The following is a 15,769-nucleotide window of genomic DNA, read 5'->3' on the forward strand; positions in this document are numbered from 1 at the left end:
CAGTTTTCCCGGCTGGGCCACGTGTGGTTTTTCATCATGAGCCGTTTCTGTCCAGTGGAGTTCCGTTGGGAGCGACCCTTCTCAATGAGAAGATCCAGAACCCATCCAAGGACCTATCGAGGCGCGGTATCACACGACGGTGATGACAGGTGTCATGTTTTGTCGAAAACGACCCGTCAGATCAGAACGCCCCGCGAATCCGCGCCGCGTCGAAGGCGTCCTTGCATTCGCGACGCAGCGCCCGAAGTACAGCGGGGTGCTCATTCGCGATGCACTTCGTCATCACTTGGAACGTCATAGTGTCGCCGGTAATGTCCCCGACTCCGAGCACTACAGGCTTGTCGAGAAGAATATTTTCGAATTCGGCTTCGAGATCGTTGAGGACCTTCCGGATAACGCGAATTACCTGATGTGGATCTTCCAAGGCGTGGACTTTGATATCGGTGCAAGAGGTGGTCCACCCCTGGGTAATGTTGCCGACCTTGATGATCTCACCATTGCGCAAATACCAGGCTGCCCCATTCCAATCTCGAATTCGAGTAACTCGAAGGCCGACATCCTCAACGAGTCCTTCCACCTCATTGATCTTCACCGCGTCCCCGACGCCATACTGGTCCTCGAAGATGATGAAAAGTCCCGCCAGGACGTCCTTGACGAGGGTTTGTGCGCCGAAGGCCAGCGCCACGCCGACGATTCCGGCAGAGGTGAGGATCGGAGTGATTTTGATGCCGATCGTGCTGAATCCCGATAGCAGGGCGACGATGATGATGACCGCGACGCCGACGTTCGACAGCAGCCCGCCGACTGTTGTGGTGCGTTGATTCTGCCTGTCGAGGCTCGCACCGGTCGCCCCCGCAAGGATACGACGGGTGCGCCCGGGCATAGTGGCCTCGCGCTTCTCTGAGCGCGACACCATGAGGCGAATGGTCCAGTCGACGCCTTTACGCAGCAGCCAGCGGGCGACAATCGCAAGAGCGAGGATGATGAGGATGTGGATAAGAGTGTCCCATGTCCACACGTCGGATTTCAGCGGAGGCATGCTCTCCCTTCACGGTCGGGGTCAGGTGACAAAAGTGTTCTTGGCAACACCTCCACCTTCCCACTGCGGGCAAAAATCCCCCTTCGCGGACACGCTCGAGTCGTCAACGTGACAGGATCGAGGTATGAGTGACGACAATGTCTCCCCTGCAGCACGCCTTCCTGGCGGTGACCAGTCGGCGGCAGAACGACCGCTTGACCCACAAGACCTGCCTGAGCATTTGGCCGAACCGACGCAGATGCCTTCGACCGGTCCTCAAGTCGCCCAGGCGGTGGTCGAGGCAGTCGGTGGCACTCCTCGCGCTGATGGCATGGTCGATGCCTCTGAGGAGGTTCGCATTGACGTGCTGTCCTTCGCGGACGCACCGGCGCCGGGGTGGTCAACCTGGTCGACCGTGAGCTTGCACGTCGAGCCGAACGCCATTGCCCTCGCCGACGGCACCAGCAGTGACATTCGTGCCGAGCTCATGGTGGTCGGAGCTCCCGGTTCTGACGTCATGGGCAAGGTTCTCGGATCCTGTGCCTTTGCGGTGCTGCGTGACCATTGGCCGATGGCCCCCGGCATCGTCTTCGGTGACGTCGTGTCGATGTACGCGCCGAATTCCACCACCCCACACCTGATGTGGTGTCATCCATTCACCACCCCCCAGCTCGACCGGGTGGAAATCGGCGACCTCAAGGTGCACTGGTTGCTGGGAATGCCGATCACCGAGGCTGAACGTCAGTGGTTGGAGACCAACGGATTCGACGCGTTCGTTGAGCTGCTTGACGCGAAGGCGGTCAATTACACCGACCTGCAACGTCCGTCGGCGGTCTGATCTCTCAGGCTGACTCGCGCCAGACTATGTCGTTGGGTAGAACGAGGTGGCGCTGGAGGAGTTTCTGACCGCGAATCTGCGCAACGGCCATGTCTGCCAGGGCAGCTCCTGTTGCCTTGGCATCGCTGCGCACTGTTGACAGCGGGGGATCGTTGAGTGCTGCGACGGGTGCGTCATCAAAACCGACCATGCCCACGTCCTGCGGCACTCGTCGACCCGCCTCGCTGAGGGCCCGGATCGCGCCGGTGGCGTGCAAATCGGACGCCGTGACCACTCCGTCGAGGTCCGGACAGCGCTCGAGGAGTTCGGACATTGCCCGCTCGCCTGCAGCGGGGGTCCATCCGTTGACCGTGGTGTGCCCGATGGCGGCATTTTTCGCACCTTGGTGAAAACCGTCGAGGCGCATCTGGGTGACGGGCCCCTCCAACGTGTCGGTGTCCGCCGATGGGATGTCAGATCCAGGGAATGGCAGGGACGCCGTAACGAGAGGGATGGTCGTCGTCATGAGACGCCGGATCAATGGATCTTCGTTGGTCATGGCGACGAGAATTGCCGCGTCGAAGGATCCTCCGGCAATCAATGTCCGACGCGTTCTGCCGAGTGGGGGGAATCGACGAGCGCGAGCAGCATCTGGTAGCCGTGTTCCGACAGGCGAAGACTCGCTCTGGATGCCATCTGAGAAAGGGTCGGCTCGGTATAGAAGACGTTGACGTTTTCTCGCGCCACCAGCACCACGGTGCCAGTCGATTGAATCCGCAGCGACCGTACTGCCCGATTTGGCACGTAGCCGGTGGCGATGATTGCGTCAGCAACAGCTCGGGCTGCAGAACTTCCACGAGGTGTGCACGAATACGGCCTTTCGGAGCCGTCCAGATCCCGATCATGATCCTGGCCGTCCTGTTCCTGGCCCTGGTTATCGACTCCCATTTGGTGCGCCATGTCGAGTTCTGCCGACTCTCCTACTTCCTGCCCTACGCGGTTCCGGGCCTTGCCCGCGCAATCATGTGGACCTACCTCTACCTGCCTGAAATTTCGCCGTTCGTCGGGCATCTCAGCTTCAGCTTGCTGAGCTCTCACGTCATTCTGGGCTCAATGGCCAACATGACGACGTGGACGTTCACCAGCTACGACATGCTCATCTTCTTGGCCGCTTTGCAGGCGATGGTGCTTCCGGATGGCAGATCGTGACGAAGATCAAGATCTCGATGGTTCGCGGTGCTGCACTGCTGGCTGTCCTGTTGTCGATTATCGACGCCGTCCAGCTCTTCAGCGTGGCCACCCAGGCGACCTGGATCCCGCGTGACTACACCCCGATGATGATGGCCTACAACGCCATGAATGGAAACAGCAGCCCGAGTGGTGCCGGACCGGCCTCGGCGGTGTCCATCATGATGGCGTTGGTCGCTGGAATGCCCACAATGATCTATGCCCTCGTCCAGAGGAAGGCGGACTGACATGGTTCACGCCGAGACTGCCGTCACCAAGAACGGCATTCGCTACCGTTCGTCGCCGGCAGGGCTGCCGCCGCGCTCCATCGCTCCCTCAAGGACGGCTAGGGGGATCACTTTCGTGATCTTGGTCTTTGTGGCCTGCTGCTTCTTCCTATCATCTGGTTGATTATCGCATCGACCAAGAACAACACTCACTTCGTGAGTACCCCTGAATTCGCCCTCGGCGACTTCAGCCGGGTCACCAACTGGCGTTCCCTGATGGTTTGGACCAAGGGGCTGTTCCCGCGTTGGGTCCTCACTCGTTGGTCTACTCGACCGTGGCAGGTGCCGCTGGGACGATCATTACCATGGTGTTGCGCCTGCTTGCCCATGCCATGGTGACGATCTTCTTGTTCATTTTCGTCGCCACGTGGAACAAACTCCTGTTGCCGTTGATGATCACCAACGAGAGCGTGCCGCCGGTGGCCCAAGGGCTCTACGGCATGAGGGCCCGGGCAAGGGCGCGGTGATGCTGGCCACTGTCATTGACGTCATCCCGCTGGTGATTTTGCTCCTGGTGCTTCAACGTTACTGACAGTCTGGGCTCGCCGCCGACGCCGTCAAGAGCTGATGCCAGATGGAGTCCAACTGGACCCCGGCCGCATAGATTCCTATGTCTGGGTGGGTTTTCCTGTCTTAGGATCCACCAGACGTGCGACGGATCATCTCGTATTTGAAACGGCCTGCTTTCCCTGATCCTGTTCTCGTGTGTCCAAAAACATCGGACCGGTCACTGTCAATGCAGTGACCGGTCCGATGCGTCGTCGGGACGACGAAAATCACTCGGCAGCGCTGGGGTGAGTCATGTCAGCGGGGACGACCCACCTGTCGAAGTCCTCTTCGCTCATGTCACCGACCGTCAGGGCAGACTCGCGCAGGCTGATGTCCTTGTGGTGGGCATTCTTGGCGATCTTCGAGGCCAGGTCGTAACCGATGTGACGGTTGAGAGCCGTGACCTGCATGAGGTTCTTGTCAAGGTTCTCCTTGATCTTGTCCGGGTTCGGCTCGATGCCGTATGCGCAGTGCTTGTCGAAGCTCCTGCACGAGTCGGCAATGAGGCGAATCGACTCCAGGCAGGCGTGGGCCATCACGGGCTTGAACACGTTGAGCTGGAAGTTGCCCTGTGACCCGGCGAAACCGACCGTCGCGTCGTTGCCGAAGACGCGAGTGACGACCATCGTCATGGCTTCACACTGGGTCGGGTTGACCTTGCCAGGCATGATCGAGGAGCCGGGCTCGTTCTCAGGGATGAGGATCTCGCCGATACCATTACGCGGTCCGGAGGCGTACCAGCGGACGTCATTGGCGATCTTCATTAGGGCGTCGGCGAGGACTCGCAGCGACCCGGATATCTGCACTAGGGCGTCGTGGGCGCTCAGGGCAGCAAAAAGATTGTCGGCCTGCCTGAACTCGATGCCGGTCTCCTCGGTCGCATGCTTAGCGACGGTCGGACCGAAATCAGGGTGGGCGTTGAGGCCGGTGCCGACGGCGGTGCCGCCGATGGCCAGCTCACGAGCGCGGGAGTCGGCGTAACGGATCCCGTCCAGGGCGAAGTCAATCTGGGCGACCCAGCCGCTGATGACCTGGCCAAGACGGATCGGGGTGGCGTCTTGCAGGTGGGTGCGACCGACCATCACGACGTCGTCGTACTTCTTGGCCTTCTCGTCGAAGGTGTCGCGAAGTTGCTGGACGGCGGGGTACAGGCGCTCGTTGATGGCGCACACGACGGCGATGTGCATGGCCGTCGGGAAGGTGTCGTTGGAGGACTGGCCGCGGTTGACGTGGTCGTTCGGGTGGACAGGTTCCTTTGAACCGCGCTCGCCACCGGCCAGTTCAATGGCGCGGTTGCTGATGACCTCATTGGTGTTCATGTTGGACTGGGTGCCCGAACCGGTCTGGAAGACCACCAGCGGGAACTCGTCGTCGAGTTTTCCGGCGATGACCTCGTCAGCGGCCTTCACGATGAGGTCGGCGATATCGCCCGGCAGCTCCCCCAGTTCCTTGTTGGCCAGTGCCGCGGACTTCTTGAGAGTTCCGAGAGCACGGATCATGTCCCGGCCCCAGACGAAGGTGTCACGGCCGATTTCGAAGTTGTGAAGGGAACGCTGTGTCTGGGCGCCCCAGTAGTGCTCGGCGGGTACTTCGACCTCGCCCATGCTGTCTTTCTCAGTGCGCATCTCTGCCATGCCGCAAGCCTACTTTGCAGGTTCATGATGGGACCGGGTGGGGTGTCGGGATTTTTCGTCAGCGAGTGCAAGTGGCGGGAACAACACAGGGCGTCCCTTCCTGGCAGGTGATTTACCGGAAAGTAGCGGTCCTGGTGGGGGACTCGGATGACAACTGTCATCTCGCTGGTGCCACAGGCATTGGGGCGCAGGTGACACGTCTGGACCGACGGTTTTCGACGGGAAGAGACGAGGCTCGGATGTCGACTCATGAAGATGCTTGTGGATAACGCCGAATCCACATCCACGATTTATCCACAGATTTCACATTGGATGGCGGAAACGCCCACCCCGAGACGACAACTGAAGACATGGAGCTAGTCGACATCCTTGAGGCCAGCGGTGGCGTGGCGAGAATCAGTTCGGTGGGCCGGATTGCGCGACAGGCGCGCAAAGCCGCGCGAGAAGGTCGGGTCATCAGACCCTTGCCCCGCATCGTGATGACGATGGAGGCGGCGCGGCGACCTGACGCCTGGATGCGGGCTGTCATGCTGTGGCGGCCGAATGCAATCTTCACCGGGCGTGCCGCGCTCTACTTAGCAGGAATGACGGACATTGACGTCACGGAGATCGACGTCATAATCCCGCATGTGATGCCCCGGTTGCCAAGGAGGAGCTGGCTACGTTTTCACCGAGCCGGATGCGAGTCAATCACTGACGACCGTGATGGATTCAGGACGACTCACGCCTACACGTGCTTCTGGTTGGCTCTTCGAGGGGACTGGGAAGCAGCCACGGCATCCCTTCGCGCAGGATGGGTGAGTCCTGAGGAGCTCCGACACGCCCGACATCGCTTGGCCCGTAAGGCGTCACCTCGAACCACCAAAGAGGTGCTGCGGCAACTCCTCGATCGACCATGGTCGGTAGCCGAACGGGAGCTTCATGCGCTCTTGCACGAGTACCGAATCAGCGGGTGGAAGGCGAATGAGAGGTTGTGGATCAATGGACGCGTGCTCTTCCCCGATCTCTGGTTCAAGCAGGAGAGGGTGATCGTCGAGGTTGATGGCTACGCCTTTCACGGGAAGTCCCGGGATTACGAGATGACTGCTCGGCGTCATGCCCTCCTGGCAGGGGCTGGGTGGCGCGTCATCCGCGTGCGCCGACGATGATCCGCGAGGCTCCAGAGCTGGTTCTTGACACCATCAGGTCAGCATTGTGGCGTCGACATCGAGGGACATTCGTCCCGGTATGAGGCGCGGCTGCCAATGCCTCGATCCGGAGCGTTGGAGCGGCCCTGGATGGGGCGACGCGAGTGCGAAAACTGTCACCTCAAGAAGGGGCGCAGCAAATTCGCGTAGATCCCGTTGTGCAACGGAGGTTCTTCACGCCTCACAGTGAGAGGTCGGCCGCATGTCGAAGGTTGTCAGTGTTGCGAGAAGATGGACGACGTCAACAGACATGAGCCGTGGTCCTCCGAAGCGTCATGGAGGCGCATGGTCGATGGCTCCTGGGTCATGGAGATGGCAGCCGAACCGCAATGGATGTCGTCGAAGCGATAATCGGCGACGACCTTTGCCGTGCCGGTGCTGGTGGGAGACTTTACGGCTACAGCAGAGAGGTGTTTCCCTTGAGTAGTGGGAGTTTCCGGGGATGCCGATGAATGCGCGCTGCACAAGGGGAGTGGGGGCGCTTCGGGAACTGAGAGACTCGCCGTATCAAACCGGGGGGCAGGGATCTCGGATGGAAGGGGTTCGTAACTGTAAATCCCCACGGGTTCGGGGACGTTCCCATCGGGGTCTGGGGTAGTAGACGGCGAAGGCTGCGCATACGTCGGTGTTGGGAGGGTCTGATGATGAGGACGTACAGGTTCATCGTGCTTCTCGGGGTCGTCAAGAATGCCCGGGAGCGCACCAGTCAGGGCGGTGAAGGAATCGCTGAGCAACTTGTCATCTGAGAGGTCTGACGACGTATCAGCAGCATCCGCCGATGGGTGGGGTCGACGTTCGATGACGTTCTTCTGCTCCAAGGAGTCGGGGCTCGGGCTCAGCGGTTCATCGTTGTCCGCGTCAGATTTGTGCTCGTAGTCCCAACCAGTGCTGCGTTTCTTCTTGTCCTTCTGCGCCTGAACGATCCACATGATGACAGTCACGAGTAGCGCCAGCCCAATGGCCCCGTCGAAGCCTGTGTCCTTCATGACGAAAAGGAGGATGGTGAAAAAGACTACTGCCGATGAGTATTTGCTAGCCGACGAGCCTTTGCCCGGGGTGCCCTTGCTACTGATGGCCATGTCATGAGGATACGTGATTGCTGGCGCCAACGGTCTGCCGGCAAAAATGGAAAGGGATCACCTGAAGTGACCGTGTGCCGTCCTCGCTGCGTGCGAGAACGAGACGATTCCTAGGATTACTCACATGACACACGATCCCGTGACACAACGAGCTCCTCACAAGGCCGTCATCATGGCTCGAGGCCTGGGAACCCGCATGCGCAAGGCCGCTGTGGGTGTCTCCCTCACTGCAGAGCAGGCAAGCGCCGCACAAGCGGGCGTCAAGGCAATGATCAGTCTGGATGGCCGTCCTTTCCTCGATTATGTGATTTCTTCCCTCGCAGATGCCGGGTTTGACCAATTCTGTCTGGTGATCGGTCCGGAGCATGATCTGATTCGCGATTACTACGACTCTTGCGAGAAGTCACGAGGCGAGATCACATACGCGATTCAGGAACAGCCGCTAGGTACTGCTGATGCAGTTGCAGCTGCCGAGGACTTCGCCGGTGACGACAGAGTCCTTGTTGTGAACTCGGACAATTTCTACCCCGAGGACGCTGTTGCCAGGCTTCGCGAAGTACCCGCATCGGCGACGCTCGGCTTCACGAAGCGTGCCATGATCGATCAGTCCAATATCGACCCGGAGCGTATTCGTGCCTTCGCTCTGCTGGATTCTGACGATTCTGGTCAGCTCACCGACATCATCGAGAAGCCGGCCCCCGAAGTTGTTGACGCTGCTGGGGAGACCGCGTTGGTCTCGATGAACTGTTTCCTGCTTACCCCGAGGATTTTCGAAGCCTGTCGTTCCATCGAGAAATCTGCGCGTGGTGAGTACGAGATCGTCGATGCGGTGCGGTGGATGGTCGAGCAAGGCGAGCGGTTTGCCGTTGTTCCCGTCGAAGCGGGCGTTCTTGACATGTCGAACCGTGGGGACATCGCCTCGGTGGTTGACGCGCTCGGTGGTCGCGAGGTGAAACTATGACGCGTTGGTTCGTTCCAGGGCGTATCGAGGTCCTCGGGAAGCACACCGATTACGCCGGTGGGTCGACGTTGGTGGCCGCAGTGGATCGCGGCGTGACAATTTCGGTGGAGCCAGGGGACAGGGGGCTCACAGCATCGACCGACGCAGCTCCCGGTGAGTTGTCGTTGAAGGCTGGCTACGATCCAAAATTGCCGGCAGGGCACTGGGGCAGGTACGCCCAGGCCGTACTCGATCGCCTGACGGCCAATTTTGGCGACCTGGCCCCGGCGAGGATCCGGTTGACCTCCGACCTGCCGCTTGCCAGCGGGATGAGCTCCTCGTCAGCTCTGGTCAGCGCGATTGTGCTTGGTCTGGCCGATTTCAACGGGCTGTCGGATACCACTGCTTGGCAAGACAACATCACCGATGACGTTGACCTGGCAGGATACCTGGCCTGCCACGAGAACGGCATGACCTTCAAGAACCTTGCTGGTGCCGCTGGCGTGGGAACTTTTGGCGGCTCAGAGGACCACACGGCGATGGTGTGCAGCGAGGACGGTCGACTCGGGCAATTCCGCTTCTGCCCGATCCGACTGGAGAGACGAGTCCCGTTCCCCGAGGACATGTCGTTCGTCGTCATTGTTTCTGGGGTGGCGGCTGAGAAGACCGGAGCTGCGCGGGATCTCTACAACGCAGCGTCCCTGGCAACTCGGGAGATCGTCAGTCGGTGGAATTCGAACACTGGTCGTCATGACGCGGTCATCGGCGATGTCCTTGCCGTTGACCCTGACGCCGAGAAGCTTTACGAGGTGGTGCGGGATCGAGAGGACCTCACCCGACGCCTGGATCATTTCCTGACCGAGTCCGAAAAGATCATCCCGGAGGCGTCCAAGGCGCTATCGGGTGGCGACCTCGAGGAGTTCGGTCGAATGGCCCAGGAATCTCAGCGAGCGGCCGAGGATCTTCTTGGCAACCAGGTTCCGCAGACCGCCGCCTTGGCGCGCATCGCGCATGATCTCGGAGCGGTTGGTTCAACCTCCTTTGGTGCTGGTTTTGGCGGCTCGGTGTGGGCGTTGGTTCCGTCCGCGGAGTCGAAGGAGTTCGCCGAAAAATGGATCGCCTCGTATCGCGACGAGTACCCGGAAGAAGCGTCCCAAGCGATGACTGTCGTTGCCCGTCCGGGACCCTCTGCTCGGCGCCTGGACTGAAAAGCCGGGAGTCCGCTCATCGCCATCTCGCCATCGCGCAGGGGTGGTGAGCGGATCTTCGCGACCGCGGTCGTCCTGGAACCTGAAAGGGTTTTCCAGCTTATTCTTGAGTCGTGGCGGACGAGATCGAATTTGGCACTGGCGGCTGGCGAGCGATCATCGCGGATACCTTCACTCGTTTCAATGTTGAGCGAGTCGCTCAGGCGTTATCAGACCGTATACATGACGAGAATCAACAGCAGCGCCCGGTTGTCATTGGGTACGACCAACGCTTCCTCTCCCCAGAATTCGCATGGTGGGCGGCAGAAGTGCTCGCGGCTAATGGGCTCACCGTTCGGATCATTGACCGGCCTGCCCCGACCCCGATGATCATGTGGACTGTCCGCGATCTGGACTGTGCCTATGGCATGGCGGTCACGGCCTCCCACAACCCCGCGACGTACAACGGACTCAAGGTGTTCACGGAGGGCGGTCGTGACGCCAAGGTGGAGATCACTGAACCCATCCAGCGTCGTGCCAATTCCATCGGCCCATCCGACATCAAGCGCGTACACCGCGCTGACGCCCTTCGCGACGGGCTGGTCGAGGTGCAAACCTCGATGAACTGGTACATCGATGCGATCCTCGACAACGTTGACCTTGACACGATCCGGCACGCCCACCTCAAGGTTGTCCTCGACCCGATGTTCGGAGTCTCTCGCACCTGCCTCCAGACCATCCTCATGACGGCTCGTTGCGACGTCGACACCATTCACGAGCGCCGCGACACCCTCTTTGGTGGGCGTCTTCCTTCCCCGAACTCCAAGACTCTGCAAGCGTTGACCCAGGAGGTCGTCGAGCGGGGAGCCGACATCGGCATCGCCACCGATGGTGACGCTGACCGACTTGGTATCATTGATGATCAGGGACATTTCCTGCACCCCAACCAGATCTTGGTCCTGCTGTACACGTACCTGTTGGAGGACAAGGGCTGGAAGGGCGGGTGCGTGCGCAACCTCGCGACGACACACCTGCTCGATCGCGTTGCCGAGGCCCACGGGCAGACGTGCTACGAAGTTCCGGTCGGTTTCAAGTGGGTGTCGTCCAAGATGGCTGAGACCGGCGCTGTGATCGGCGGTGAGTCCTCGGGAGGTTTGACCGTCAAGGGACACATTGCGGGCAAGGACGGCGTCTACGCGGGCACCCTGCTGGTGGAAATGATCGCCAAACGGGGCAAGAAGCTCTCCCAGATCTACGCTGACATCGAGGAGCGTTACGGTCGCCTCGAGATGGTGGAGGATGACTTCTCCTTCGCGTCCGAGGACAAGGAGGCGCTCAAGAAGCGCATCTACGAGGAGAAAGATCTTCCCGACTTTGGCCTCGAGATTGACCACATCAGCGACATGGACGGAGTCAAGGTGTACTTCGCCAACGGTGGGTGGATCATTGTTCGCTTCTCCGGTACCGAGCCCCTGCTACGAGTGTTCTGCGAGATGCCGGCCGTTGGGACAGCCCGCGCGTGCATCGACAAGGTCGTCAAGCACTATCACTTCGAGTGACTGGTTGGCCAAGGGGTTTGGTCCGGCGAGCCGAGCCGTTGGCCCAGCGATGGATTTACCCGTTTGGTGTGTGGTTGCGGCAAAGGTGTGACGTGACCACACATGAGGCGGGGATTCTTGCGTTGTGGGCCCAGGGCAGGGAGCCATAGGGCTGAATCGGGATGAGGTCGTCCTTGCCCAGCAGTCCAATGAGATCGGCCCGTCAGCCCGCGGTCCAACGACGATCCACCCGCTTCGAAATGTCACAGGTGACCTCGTAACTGATTGTTCCGAGCTGCTCAGCCATGTCGTCGGCGGTCAGAACCTCGTCCCCCTGGGTTCCGATGAGAACTACCTCATCGCCCACGGCGACGGTCGAATCAGGGCCGAGATCGACCATGAACTGATCCATGCATACCCGACCGACGATAGGATGAGCAGCGCCTCCGATGAGTACCCGCCCCTTGTTTGACAATGCCCTGGACAGGCCATCTGCGTATCCGACAGGCACGGTGGCGATCTTTGTCGTCTCGCTTGCGGTCCAGGTCCTTCCGTAGCCGATGGTGTCGCCCGAACCGACGGTTTTGACGAAGGTGATGTGACTCACCCAGGACAACGCAGGGTGCAGCTCGACGCGATCGGCGTGTGGGTCAGGGTCGTATCCGTAACCAACGATGCCAGCGCGCACCATTGACGTTCTTCCCAGGTCATGACCAAGGATGGCACCGGAATTCGCAAGATGCACCAGCGGGAAAGGCCCGGTCCTTGTCTCGACCCGGGAGACAGCGTCCATGAAGGTCACGATCTCGTGACGGGTGAAGTCCTCACCTTCGGGAACGTCACTGATGGGTAGGTGAGTGAAAACTCCCTCGACTTCGACGTTCTCGGCACGATTCGCGGCGGCTGTGAGTTCGCCAAGTTGTTCAGGCCGCAACCCGATACGCCCCATACCGCTGTCGACGGCAATGTGAACCTTGACGGTAGCTCCCCGTTTTCCAGCGGCAGAGTTCACAGCATCCAAGGTGTCGAAATCCACCACCGTGAGTCGCATGCCGGATTCGACAGCGGCGTCAAGGTCCCAGGGGTCAACGGGGGACAGCTTGAGGATGGGGAGGGTGATGCCGGCTTCCACCAGTTCTTGACCTTCCGCGACAGTGGCGACGGCGAGCCAGTCAGCGTAGTGATGCTTTTCGACATAGCGGGAAACTTCGACGGCGCCGTGTCCGTAGGCATCGGCCTTGACGGCAAAGAGGACTTTCCGATCACCAGCCCGTTTTCTGACGACGGCGAGGTTCGCAGCGATGGCAGACAGGTCAATGGTGGCATGTGAGGGCGACGGGCATCTTGACATGTGTCATAACTCCTTTGAGCTGTCAGAAATTGCGATGCGGTCAACGAACTGGGGAGGGCAGCACAGGCAAGCGCGACGAAATAGTGGAGCTAGCCACGTCCGCGTGGATGGCGGACGGTTCATCCTGGGCACGTCATTGCTGAACGGTTGCCCACCCGGTGTGTCATCGGGCTTTGTGCTCGGGTCGGGATCCCTACCAGCCAAGGTCTGGTGCGACCCCGATAGGACATGCTGATCATCATCGTCGCTCAGCTGTCCCTTTCGAATCGGCGTCATCCGTGCCAGTATCGTCCCGAACGGCGTGGTGGCGGTCGAAGAACCAGCCGATTCCGAGAAGGACGAACCAAAAAGGCGTGAGTGCGAGAGCACGGGCGGTGTCAGGTTCTTGGGCCAACAGCACGAGGATGAAGACGAAAAACGCCAGGATTGCCCAGCACATGCCGCGCCCCCCAGGCATAGGGTATTTGGATGCTGAATGGGCGTCCGGAACAATCTTTCGATACTTCATGTAGCTGATGACGATCATGCTCCAGACAAAGATGAACAGTACTGAGGAAATCGTCGTCACAAGAGTGAAGGCCTCGACGAAGGATTCCGATGCCGCCAAGACAAGCGCAGTGCTGAGAACCAAGACGGTGACGACGAGCCCCCATCGCGGGACACCACTTTTGCTGAGTCGCCCAAACTGTCTCGGTGCCATCTTCTTGTGTGCGAGGCCAAAGAGCATCCGTGAGATGGAGTAGATTCCGGAGTTCGATGACGACGCGGCGGACGTGAGTACGACAAAATTCATCACGCTGGCGGCTCCAGCGAACCCGACGAGCCCCAAAACCTGCACGAATGGTGATGAATCCGGGCGGACCTCGTTCCAGGGCACGACCGTCATGATTGCGGCCAGAGAGCCGATGTAGAAGATGAGGATTCGTGCCGGGACGGCGCTGATGGCTCGGGGAAGCGTCTTTTCAGGATCTTGGGTCTCGGCAGCGGTGGTGCCGACGAGCTCAATTCCTACGAATGCGAATGCCGCCATCTGGAATCCTGCGAAGAACCCACTCCATCCTCGAGGCATGAATCCTCCGTGATCCCACATGTTGGCGAACGATGCGGCGCTCCCGGAGTGGGGTTTGAACGCAATGATTGCCAGAACGATGGCAAGAATGATAAGTGAGATGATCGCGATAATCTTGATTAGTGAGAACCAGAATTCCAGCTCACCGAACATTTTAACGGTCATGAGATTCAAGCAGAGAAGTAGGGAAAGCGTCGCTGCCGCTAATAAGGTAGCGTGACCATGGCTTTTGACCCAGAAATTCCAGTAATTAGCGATTCCAATGAGCTCGGCCATTCCTGTGACAATCCAGCAGAGCCAATACGTCCAGCCCAGAAAGAACCCTGCCCAGGGGCCGATCAGGTCGGCCGCGAAATCCTGGAAGCTCTTGTACTCGAGGTTGTACATCAGCAACTCACCCATGGCTCGCATGACGAAGTAGAGCATGGTGCCGATGATGAGGTAGGACACGATAATGCTTGGTCCGGCAGCGTGGATGGCTTTGCCGGATCCGAGGAACAGGCCGGTTCCGATGGCGCCACCGATCGCGATGAGCTGGATGTGGCGATTGCTCAGATTGCGATGAAGGTGTGTCTCACTGTGTCCCTCGGAATGTGGTGAATCCGCAGTCCGGGAAGCCTCGCTCGTTGGCGTTTGAGAGCGCCCCCAACCGTCTGGATTTTCGCCAAAACCAGCCATACTCGCCTCCATGAAATGAGCGTCAGAGTCGCACAGTGAAGCACGATAAGGGTGAATCTATGACGATCAACCTATATCAACAACCATTGAACCATCCGACCAACTACCGCGTCCGTGGTGCCGACAGCTTCGGTCGGATGGCCACTTCCAGAGGTCGACGACGATCAACCCAGTGTCTCCTTGAGCTGCTTGCGGTGGCGATGGAAGAAGCTCATCGAACCGCTGAAGATGAACCAGATCGGCGTGACGAATCATTGCGATTCGCGTCGTCGGGTCCAAGGCGCGGGTGCTGAGGCTGATCGCAAAGAATGCCAGCACAACTCAGCACTTCGGGACGCCGTCAGGCATCGTGTACACCGATTTCTCGTCCAGGGGGGCGATTCTTCGTTGATCCGCCTGGGCACGACCTTGTCACTGGAAGTACGCAGCGGCTCGTGCTGCAGATGTGCGCAGAACCAGGAGGGTTGCCGCATATTACTTCCAACCGAGGTGTGAAACGTTTGGGAATCTTCCCAGTGGCGGCGGAGGAGACACATGCACGAAGAGCAAGACCAACGGCTCGTCAACGTCGTGCACATCGACCTGCGTGTCACCTGGGCCAGAGGGGCAAAATTTTAGGTGTCTCTCCGATATGGTCATCGACTGGATCGGTGGGCTGTGCGGTGTTCATGGGTCACGCAGTGCGCTGTGACGTCGGTCGTCATTGGGCGGACGCCTGGCGCAGCTATGCCCTCAACACGTTGGAGAAAACTGTTGCCAAGAGCTCGCAGTCGGGAGAGTTGTGGATGGTGCCGTCAGACGATCTTGATCGTGAGCTGGCACAGCTGCTTGCGGCTGACGGACGTGCCAGTGGGACCTCTTTGGCCAGGATCCTGGACATTTCGGCGAACACGTTGCGTCGCTGGTTGCAACAATTGCTCACCAACCGGCAGTTCCAGCTCAGGTGTGACGTCTCCCGGGAGCTGGGCGGGTGGAATCTGGGGTGTACCTGGACGGCCACCATCCCCCAATCACAAGACGAGGGTGCTGGAGTTGGGTCAGCAGTTGTCGCTGCGGTCGTGCCACCGGGGAGTTCATCTGTCCTCCACCGATCGGAGATCATGAGAGAGGCGATCACGAACAGCGCCAGCTCCGGATGAACGGCTCTCGAGGTTGCCGCACGATTTTGAAAAAAGTCAGGAATCTGCCTTGCTGAGTGCTGCCGCTGG

Annotated in this window: 9 protein-coding genes and 6 pseudogenes; 8 read left to right on the forward strand and 7 right to left on the reverse strand. The window is 59.7% G+C overall.

Annotated elements, in window-relative coordinates; all coding sequences use genetic code 11:
• Window positions 1-181: 181 nt before the first annotated feature.
• Window positions 182-1,039, reverse strand: coding sequence for a mechanosensitive ion channel family protein (locus ACUCCZ_RS11245; RefSeq protein ID WP_435917595.1), 858 nt, complete (start codon window positions 1,037-1,039; stop codon window positions 182-184).
• Between the two features lie 124 nt (window positions 1,040-1,163).
• Here ACUCCZ_RS11245 and ACUCCZ_RS11250 point away from each other — a divergent pair, with 124 nt between their 5' ends.
• Window positions 1,164-1,856: a suppressor of fused domain protein gene (locus tag ACUCCZ_RS11250; protein ID WP_435917594.1), complete on the forward strand. Its 693-nt coding sequence runs from the start codon at window positions 1,164-1,166 to the stop codon at window positions 1,854-1,856.
• Window positions 1,857-1,860: 4 nt separating this feature from the next.
• On the opposite strand, the pseudogene ACUCCZ_RS11255 reads toward ACUCCZ_RS11250, so the two are convergent.
• Together ACUCCZ_RS11255 and ACUCCZ_RS11260 are read right to left on the reverse strand one after the other, a co-directional pair.
• Window positions 1,861-2,274 (reverse strand): annotated as a pseudogene (locus tag ACUCCZ_RS11255) (substrate-binding domain-containing protein); the annotation flags it as partial.
• Between the two features lie 12 nt (window positions 2,275-2,286).
• Window positions 2,287-2,684 (reverse strand): annotated as a pseudogene (locus tag ACUCCZ_RS11260) (LacI family DNA-binding transcriptional regulator); the annotation flags it as partial.
• Here ACUCCZ_RS11260 and ACUCCZ_RS11265 point away from each other — a divergent pair.
• Window positions 2,672-3,310: pseudogene (locus ACUCCZ_RS11265) on the forward strand (carbohydrate ABC transporter permease); the annotation flags it as partial. The pseudogenes ACUCCZ_RS11260 and ACUCCZ_RS11265 sit on opposite strands and share 13 nt — an antisense overlap.
• A gap of 1 nt (window position 3,311) precedes the next feature.
• Window positions 3,312-3,881, forward strand: a pseudogene (locus ACUCCZ_RS11270) (hypothetical protein).
• A gap of 244 nt (window positions 3,882-4,125) precedes the next feature.
• Here ACUCCZ_RS11270 and fumC read toward each other — a convergent pair.
• Window positions 4,126-5,532: a class II fumarate hydratase gene (gene fumC / locus ACUCCZ_RS11275; RefSeq protein WP_435917593.1), complete on the reverse strand. Its 1,407-nt coding sequence runs from the start codon at window positions 5,530-5,532 to the stop codon at window positions 4,126-4,128.
• A gap of 350 nt (window positions 5,533-5,882) precedes the next feature.
• On the opposite strand from fumC, the pseudogene ACUCCZ_RS11280 reads away from it, so the two are divergent.
• Window positions 5,883-6,763 (forward strand): annotated as a pseudogene (locus tag ACUCCZ_RS11280) (DUF559 domain-containing protein).
• A 171-nt stretch (window positions 6,764-6,934) separates the two neighbouring features.
• Here the strand turns inward: ACUCCZ_RS11280 and ACUCCZ_RS11285 are convergent.
• The gene (locus ACUCCZ_RS11285) at window positions 6,935-7,798 is read right to left on the reverse strand and encodes a hypothetical protein (RefSeq protein WP_435917592.1); all 864 of its coding nucleotides are present in this window, start codon (window positions 7,796-7,798) and stop codon (window positions 6,935-6,937) included.
• A gap of 124 nt (window positions 7,799-7,922) precedes the next feature.
• On the opposite strand from ACUCCZ_RS11285, the gene ACUCCZ_RS11290 reads away from it, so the two are divergent.
• From ACUCCZ_RS11290 to ACUCCZ_RS11300, 3 genes are all read left to right on the forward strand, one after another.
• Window positions 7,923-8,759 (forward strand): nucleotidyltransferase family protein, encoded by an 837-nt coding sequence (locus ACUCCZ_RS11290; RefSeq protein WP_435917591.1) that lies wholly within the window; start codon window positions 7,923-7,925, stop codon window positions 8,757-8,759.
• The gene (locus tag ACUCCZ_RS11295) at window positions 8,756-9,946 is read left to right on the forward strand and encodes a galactokinase family protein (protein WP_435917590.1); all 1,191 of its coding nucleotides are present in this window, start codon (window positions 8,756-8,758) and stop codon (window positions 9,944-9,946) included. Before ACUCCZ_RS11290 ends, ACUCCZ_RS11295 begins: the two co-directional genes overlap by 4 nt.
• 113 nt (window positions 9,947-10,059) lie before the next feature.
• Window positions 10,060-11,484: a phosphoglucomutase/phosphomannomutase family protein gene (locus tag ACUCCZ_RS11300; RefSeq protein ID WP_435917589.1), complete on the forward strand. Its 1,425-nt coding sequence runs from the start codon at window positions 10,060-10,062 to the stop codon at window positions 11,482-11,484.
• Window positions 11,485-11,686: 202 nt separating this feature from the next.
• Here ACUCCZ_RS11300 and alr read toward each other — a convergent pair whose 3' ends face one another.
• Window positions 11,687-12,814, reverse strand: coding sequence for an alanine racemase (gene alr / locus ACUCCZ_RS11305; protein WP_435917588.1), 1,128 nt, complete (start codon window positions 12,812-12,814; stop codon window positions 11,687-11,689).
• A gap of 238 nt (window positions 12,815-13,052) precedes the next feature.
• Window positions 13,053-14,561, reverse strand: a complete 1,509-nt coding sequence (locus ACUCCZ_RS11310; RefSeq protein WP_435917587.1) for an amino acid permease — start codon at window positions 14,559-14,561, stop codon at window positions 13,053-13,055.
• 622 nt (window positions 14,562-15,183) lie between these two features.
• Here ACUCCZ_RS11310 and ACUCCZ_RS11315 point away from each other — a divergent pair.
• Window positions 15,184-15,623: pseudogene (locus tag ACUCCZ_RS11315) on the forward strand (Lrp/AsnC family transcriptional regulator); the annotation flags it as partial.
• Between the last annotated feature and the right edge of the window lie 146 nt (window positions 15,624-15,769).

Source organism: Cutibacterium nasicola (assembly GCF_052654715.2).

What these genes read in the sequence shown, in the direction of transcription:
- ACUCCZ_RS11290 (WP_435917591.1), top strand. Translation starts at nt 7,923, where the DNA reads ATGACACACGATCCCGTGACACAACGAGCTCCTCACAAGGCCGTCATC.
- ACUCCZ_RS11250 (WP_435917594.1), top strand. Translation starts at nt 1,164, where the DNA reads ATGAGTGACGACAATGTCTCCCCTGCAGCACGCCTTCCTGGCGGTGAC.
- ACUCCZ_RS11245 (WP_435917595.1), bottom strand. Translation starts at nt 1,039, where the DNA reads ATGCCTCCGCTGAAATCCGACGTGTGGACATGGGACACTCTTATCCAC.
- alr (WP_435917588.1), bottom strand. Translation starts at nt 12,814, where the DNA reads ATGTCAAGATGCCCGTCGCCCTCACATGCCACCATTGACCTGTCTGCC.
- ACUCCZ_RS11295 (WP_435917590.1), top strand. Translation starts at nt 8,756, where the DNA reads ATGACGCGTTGGTTCGTTCCAGGGCGTATCGAGGTCCTCGGGAAGCAC.
- ACUCCZ_RS11310 (WP_435917587.1), bottom strand. Translation starts at nt 14,561, where the DNA reads ATGGCTGGTTTTGGCGAAAATCCAGACGGTTGGGGGCGCTCTCAAACG.
- fumC (WP_435917593.1), bottom strand. Translation starts at nt 5,532, where the DNA reads ATGGCAGAGATGCGCACTGAGAAAGACAGCATGGGCGAGGTCGAAGTA.
- ACUCCZ_RS11285 (WP_435917592.1), bottom strand. Translation starts at nt 7,798, where the DNA reads ATGGCCATCAGTAGCAAGGGCACCCCGGGCAAAGGCTCGTCGGCTAGC.